Origin of the sequence: Burkholderia sp. A2 (genome assembly GCF_001729305.1) — a bacterium.
Classification (GTDB): Bacteria; Pseudomonadota; Gammaproteobacteria; order Burkholderiales; family Burkholderiaceae; genus Burkholderia; species Burkholderia sola.
The window spans coordinates 1-6,248 of record NZ_LZXX01000142.1; the positions used below are offsets into that span (position 1 = coordinate 1).

At 66.1% G+C, this 6,248-nt stretch carries 4 protein-coding genes; 1 reads left to right on the forward strand and 3 read right to left on the reverse strand.

The window, feature by feature from the left end:
- Positions 1 to 676 (reverse strand): AAA family ATPase (locus tag A9Z05_RS31475; protein ID WP_176730266.1); only part of this gene is annotated, 676 nt, incomplete at its 3' end.
- 3 nt (positions 677 to 679) lie between these two features.
- Entirely contained in the window at positions 680 to 1,930 is a 1,251-nt protein-coding gene (locus A9Z05_RS31480; protein WP_069621483.1) for a DNA repair exonuclease, read from the reverse strand.
- On the opposite strand from A9Z05_RS31480, the gene A9Z05_RS37095 reads away from it, so the two are divergent.
- Complete coding sequence (locus A9Z05_RS37095) at positions 1,920 to 2,231, forward strand: hypothetical protein (protein WP_176730267.1); 312 nt, start codon at positions 1,920 to 1,922, stop codon at positions 2,229 to 2,231. The two genes, A9Z05_RS31480 and A9Z05_RS37095, sit on opposite strands and share 11 nt — an antisense overlap.
- Before the next feature lie 569 nt (positions 2,232 to 2,800).
- Here A9Z05_RS37095 and A9Z05_RS31485 read toward each other — a convergent pair.
- A partial coding sequence (locus tag A9Z05_RS31485) for a thioester reductase domain-containing protein (protein WP_141723519.1) occupies positions 2,801 to 6,248 on the reverse strand: 3,448 nt, incomplete at its 5' end.

Consider the following 6,248-nt stretch of genomic DNA (forward strand, 5'->3'; position numbering starts at 1 on the left):
GCTGTTCCGCGCGCGCCTGCTCGATCTGCTGCTCGACCGCTTCGCGCGCGTCCTTGCGATCGACCCAGTCGCGCGTGCGCACCTGGACCGTCTTCAGTTCGGCCACGGCTTCGTTGAACGCCGCCTCGGCCAGCGCAAACGCGCTGCCGCTGCGACGCGGCGCCCACAATTCGAGCGCGCGCGCGTCGAGCTCCTCGCGCACCGGCCCGAGGCTGCCGACTCCAGCAGCCGATTCGAACAGCACCTGACCGAGTTTGTCCGATGCGTCGAGAATGCTGCGGCCGCCATCGACCAGCCGCCCGTGATCGAGCCCGAACATCTGCTCGAAGAATTCGCGCGTCGCGCCATCCAGGACCGCCGCCAGATAGTCGTCGGGCAGCTTGTCGTCGGCAGGCGTGCGCAACGGACTGCGCCCGCGCGCACGGTGGAATGCGAGTTCGCCCGCGCCGCTCTCCAGCACGCCGCCGATCCGCAATTCGGGCGTGCTGTGCAGGAAGTCGAGCGGTGTCTGCAGCTTCATCCCGAACAGCAACTCGGACACGGCCGTGCGGATCGTCGACTTGCCGGCCTCGTTCGGCCCGACGATCACATGGAAATCCTCGCCGGCCGGCGGGAAACGCAGCGTCTCGTCGGTGAACTTGCCGTACTTGATCAGATCGAGCTGGCTGATGCGCATCGCTTACTCCCCCCTCGCCAGGCGCGCGAGCAACGCGGGCCCGACCTGCTCGACCAGCGCCGTCAGCTCGCCCGCGCGCGCCATCGTCAGCAACGGCACGTCCTCCTTCACGTCGCTGCGGACCTTGCCGACGAACGGCTTCAGGTCGCGTTCGAGCAGCGCGAGGAAATCCGGATCGTGCGCGGCATCGGCCAGGATCTGCTTCAGGTCCTCCAGCGCTTCGAGCGGTTCGCTTTCGCCCGGCTGCCGGTCGGCCGCGGACGTCGCGAGCCGGACCTTCTCGAGCCACAGCCGCTCGTTGCCGATGATGCCGATCTGGTTCAGCACCTCCGCACGCAACTGCGGCGCGCGGCCGAAAAAGAGGCCGTGCGCGGGCGTGCGCCCGGTGACGGTGACGCGCACCGCGCGCGGCACGTGGCCGTCGACGGTCAACAGCGCCTCCAGCGACTGGCCGATCTTTCGCGACAGATCGGCCACCGACAGGCAATCGGACGCATCGACCGACACGGCTTCCCAACGCAGCACGTCGAGATACAGCCGTTCGACCTGCGTGTTGCCTTGCTCGACCGTCACGAGCACCGCGCCGCGCCGGCCGGTCTCGCGGATATGACGCCCCTGCAGGTTGCCGGGAAACACGACGGTGGACGGGCCCGTCCATTGCTGGAATTCGTGCACGTGGCCGAGCGCCCAGTAGTCGTAGCCTTTCGCATGCAGTTCGGCCAGCGTGCACGGTGCATAGTTCGCGTGCGCCGCATACCCTTCGAGCGCCGTGTGCAGCACGCCGATGTTGTAGTACCCGGGCACCGGGTCCGGATAGCCGATCGCGAGATTGTCGACGACGGCCTTGTCCTTGAAGCTCTGCCCGTGCAGCGCGACGTCGAATTCCGGCAGCCTGAAGGTTTCCGGCTTGCGGTGGCCGAACACGGTGACGTTGTCGGGCAGCGTCAGCTTCTTCGTCATCTCGCTTTCGGCATCGTGGTTGCCGCCGAGGACGAACGCGCGAATGCCGGCCTTGCGCAGGCGCCCCATCTGCTGGCCGAAGAAGATGCCGGTGTTGTGATCCTTCCAGTCGCCGTCGTACAGGTCGCCCGCGATCACGAGGAACGCGACTTCCTCTTCGATCGCACGATCCACGAGTTGCCGCAACGCCTCGCGCGACGCGTTGCGCAACTGCGCGGCCGGCGCGTCGGGATACGCGCTCAGGCCGTGCAACGGGCTGTCAAGGTGAATGTCTGCCGCGTGGATGAACTTCACGAAGGTTCCTCTGTTTCATGGCGAAGGCGCGACGCCGCTCGCACGGGCCGGGCCGGGCCGTCAAGCGTCGTCCCGGGAGCCGCCGGGCTTGCCGCCGCACATGCGACACGCGCCGGACCGGATCATGCTGCCCGCTGCAAGCGGGTCGGGATGGTACCTGAAAGCGGGTAACGACATGGCATTCTCCGTCGGTCCGGATGGCGGGGAAGCACGCGATACCGACGCGAACCGCCATTGTGCCGCAGCACGAGCGAGCGACAGCGATACCGCGCCGCTGAAGAATGGGCAGCACTCGAAATGATGGCCGCGCGATCGTCCGATCGCGCGAATGGTCATGACGTGATGCCTCGGAATGTTATCGGACCGCGCCGGGCAGGCCGGAACGGCACTTTTGTATCGTCTGTCGTCACGGGTATCGATCGGACCTGCCGGCCCGTGCCGGCCGGCGCTGCCATCGCGGTGGCCGGCGGTCGGGGGCCCTGCTATTTAAGCATGGCGCACGTGCATTGGGCAGGGGTCGCCCGTCGATCCGGGATTGATCGAGCGTGGCGTTTCGGTGACGTTTGCTGGGGGTATTTTTTCACCGATGGACGCGTGGCCGCCGGGCGACCCTGCGCACGCGCACCGTCGAAGCCCGTCACTTCACAACCGCACACGATCCGCGAACACGGTCGGCAGATACCGTTTCGATGCCGGCTCGACCCGCTCGACTCGGAAGACGGCAACGCATTGCTTTCGGGCGAAGCGGGAACCGGGACGGCGGCGGCCCGCCTTCCCGGCATCGACCATTCGACGAGGTCGGTCGTCGCGCCCCGGCGGCGCCGACTTCAGATCATCGTCTTGCGCCCGGTCGCACCGGCGAACTGCCGCTCATGCGGTGACCAGCCTTTCATGCGGCTGCTCGAGGAAACCGTCTTCGTAGAAGTAGTCGAAGAACGTGCGCAACCAGTCGTTGGCTGGACGCAGACTCGATGCGAGCACGTCGCCCGCGAGCCGCTTCAGTTGGGTGACGTCGATCGGAAGAATGCGCCCGACCGTCGGATCCGCAACGGGATTCAATTTTTTGAGCACCGGAATCAGCATCGAAAGCGGATGCGCCGGGTCCTGCCGAACATGCTCCGCCAATGCCGCGAGCCACGCGTCGTAGCTCATCCGTTCGATCGCGAAGCCTTCGTCTTCGATGAAATCGACCAGCGCGTCCAGCGAGTTCCAGCGCGGGTTGATCACATGCACGCCCTGCCCCGCGGCAGTCGGGTCGAGCGACGCGCGTACGATGATCCGGCTCACGACGTCGACGGGCAGGATGTTGTCGAACCCGACGTCGCGCGGCGCCTTTCCAAACAGGATGATGCCCTTGATCAACCGACAGAACAGATCGTCCAGGTTCATCCGCCCGCTCACCGCATGCCCGACGATCCGCGCCGGACGATAGACCGTGACGGGAACGCCGCGCGCGTGCGCCTGCGCGAGCAACTGCTCGGCGACCCATTTGCTCTGTTCATAGCCGCTCGTCAGGTGTTCGTGGAACGGCACCGCGAGCGTTTCCGGCAACGCATCCGAATAACGGTCGAGCGTGCCGACCGTGGACACGTAGTGAATCGGCGTCACGCGATGCAGGCTCGCCAGTCTGACGATGTCCTGGGTCGCCAGCACGTTGACCTGCTTCAGCGTCGCGTACGGATAAACGAAGTTGACCAGCGCGCCGTTGTGGTAGATCGCATCGATTTCACGTGCGAGCGCGTCGAATGCAGCCGCCGACAAGCCGAGGTTCGGTTCGGCAAGATCGCCCGGCACGGCAACGATCCGATCTCGGTGCTGCGCATCCCACAAGCCGTGCGACTGCATCGCGGCCTCGATGCGTCGTACGCCTGCAGCCGGATCGTCGGCACGGACCACGCACATCACGCGTGCATCGGTCGTCGCGAGCAGCGTATGAAGCAGGTGCACGCCAAGGAATCCGGTCGCGCCCGTGAGCAATACCGTGCGGTAGGGGCGCCACGCATACGGTTGATGGGTCTCGATCGTCGGGTCGAGCCGCGCTTCCCCCGGCAAATCGACGGCCGGCGTATCGCGACGCACATTGCCATTCGCGACACTGGCGGCCAGGCCGGCAATCGTCGGCTCGGCCAGCAGCGTTTCCATGTCGATCGGGTGCTGAAGCCGCTCGCCGACCTGATACAGCATCACGGTGGCTTGCAGCGAATCCCCGCCGAGATCGAAGTAATTGTCGTGAATGCCGATGCGTGGCTGCTTGAGCAACACGCTCCAGATGTCGTGGATCGCCGTTTCCACCAGGTCGCGCGGCGCCGCATGGCGACCATGCTGGCGAACCTCGACGTCACCGGAAAGCAGCCGGACGCGGTCGATCCTTCCTTTCGCGGAACGCGGCAGGGCGGCGAGCGCGACGATTGCGCCGGCGGACAGTGCCGGCATGCCGCGCTGCCCGGCCAGTCGGCGCACGATGTCCGCGGCGTCGGCCGTCGCGTCCTGATGGAACAGCGCATAGTCCCATTGTCCGCTTTCGGCGATCCGCTCCACGAGCGCGACTTCATCGAGGCCTGCCTGCCGTGCAACGTCGGCCTCGAAATCGAGCCAGTGCTCCGCCGTCTCGTCGGAACACGCGCTTCGGTCCGGCAGCCACGTATGACAGCCATGCTCCGTCCGCCACGCGTCCAGTGTCGTGCGCAACCACGTACCGTTGCGCGTGACGGTCAGGCTGTCCCGGTCCGGCTTGCCGTTGCGCAACATCAGATCGGGCACCGAGTGCCCCGACACGACGAGCGTACCGAGCGCGTCCCCACCCGCCGGGTTCAGATGGGCGTCGGCGACGAACACGGATTCATTTGCCGATACCACGCCCGATTCGACGCGATCGAATCCATCGGCCGACGAAACCGCATGCGGGAGCGACCACGCAGGCCAGCACAATTGCCGGAAGCGTTTCGCGCCGGGTGCAAGCTCGGCGAGTCTCGCGGCATCGTCACGCGTCAACGAGCGTGCATCGGCCATGACCCAGTCGGTGCGAAGCGCACCGGCCGACAGCATCGAGGAGGCGCGGATGATATGACGCGTCGCTTCCGGACTGAGGACGATACCGTGCCAGTGCGCATCCGGCGACGCCGCTCGCCGCAGAAACGCAGGATCGCCGGCGCACGCGATCTGGTGCAGCGACAGCCCGGCACCCAGTGCACCCAATACCGTCCACAACGCCGTATGCGACAGCGGCCCGTCGCCCAGCGCAACATCGCGCGATGCACCGGCCGGTAACGTCGCTCCGAACGCGCGCGCGGCTTCGACAAGCTGAGCATGCGTATAGCGCACGACATGCCAATCGCCGTCCACATCGCGCCGCAGCAACGAACAGGCGCCCAGCGCCGGATCCGAACGATCGTCGAGCGCACCGTCGATTTGCCCGTACATCGGATCCTGCTCGTCGAATACGTAGCACATGACGCCCGTCAACGGCGTATGCTGCGCGGTCGTCACGCAACTTCGCAGCGGTTCCGGCGACCAACTGCCATCGACGAGCGCATCGAATGCGGACGACGGCAGATTCGGGTCGGTCATCACGCAATCGACGCCATACGTCAGCCCGGACAGCAGCAACACCAGCCCGGAGACGGGGTCATCGCATGCAATCAGCACGCGCTCGCCCGGCCGATAACCGAAACGCCGCCATTGGTGAACGGCACGCTGCACGCGATCGGCAATCGTTGCATAGGTGACGCCGTGCGCGCCACCCGGCGATTCGCGCCCGTCCAGTCGGGAAAAGGCGATTCGATCCGGCGTGCGAGCGGCATGCGCGGCGATATCTGCCGACAACGTCGCGTCGCCCATCGATGCGTGTGCGGATGCGTCGGGCGCACCGCCGGCACCCGTCGACGATCGCGCGTCGAGCACGAGATCGCATACTTTTCGCGGGATCGCGTCGACCAGCGCTTCGAGGAGTCTGCGGTATTGCGACGCCATGCGTTCAATGAATGCCTTGTCGAATCGGGCCGTGTCGTAGGTCAACTGAAACGTCAAGGTATCCGTCGGCAATACGACCAGCGCCAACGCATAACTCGTTTCCTCGACGGCGCGCGGGTCGTCGATCCGCCACCCGCAACTCGCCGCGAGCCGGTCGAACGCATCCCGGCCCGGATAGTTCTCGAATACGTAAAGCGTATCGAACAGCGATTGCTGGCGCGGCACTTCACTGCATTTCAATATGTCCGTGAGTGCGCTGTGCGCATGCTGTTCCAGCCTCTGCGTATCGGCTTGCAAGCGCCGCAACCAGTCGGCCGTATCGAGCTCGCCGTCGAGCGTCGCGCGCCAC

What these genes read in the sequence shown, in the direction of transcription:
- A9Z05_RS37095 (WP_176730267.1), top strand. Translation starts at nt 1,920, where the DNA reads ATGAACTTCACGAAGGTTCCTCTGTTTCATGGCGAAGGCGCGACGCCG.